The sequence below is a fragment of the Treponema sp. R6D11 genome (assembly GCF_054786075.1).
Window position 1 is genome coordinate 1 of the sequence record NZ_BDHD01000860.1, and the last position, 470, is coordinate 470.

A 470-nucleotide genomic window follows, 5' to 3' on the forward strand; every position below is an offset into this window, starting at 1 on the left:
AATTTGTTGATAGCCGCTCTGACTCGAAAAACGCCTCTTATACGGTGGAAACGCCGGTTGTGTACAATACCGCCCTTGACGGCATTACGATTAACGACGAGATAAAATTGATTTTGGTGGCGGACAACCCCGGCAGAAGGGAACAGGCGGCGGAAAACAGGCGCTATCTTGTGGGGCCTTCCGGGAAAATAGCGCAAAAGTTTTTTCGCGACAACCCGTCTTTGGGCATTGACTTCCTTAAGAACGTAATTATCCTTAACAAGACTCCGATTCACTCTCCCCGCACCGTTGAATTGAAGGAACTTATCAAGATGGAAACGGGAGGCAATTCAATCGCCGCCGCCCTTGAACGCTCCCAAAAAAACATGGCGGAACTTCTTCTTGAATTTCACGAGGTGCTAGATTGTCCCGTTTGGATAACGGGCTACAGCGAGATGAAAAAGGGCGGTATTTTTGAAATATACACAAAC

General features: G+C 47.7%; 1 pseudogene. It reads left to right on the top strand.

The features are described 5' to 3' along the window. A pseudogene (locus ACYVTD_RS16525) lies at positions 1-470 on the top strand (hypothetical protein); the annotation flags it as partial.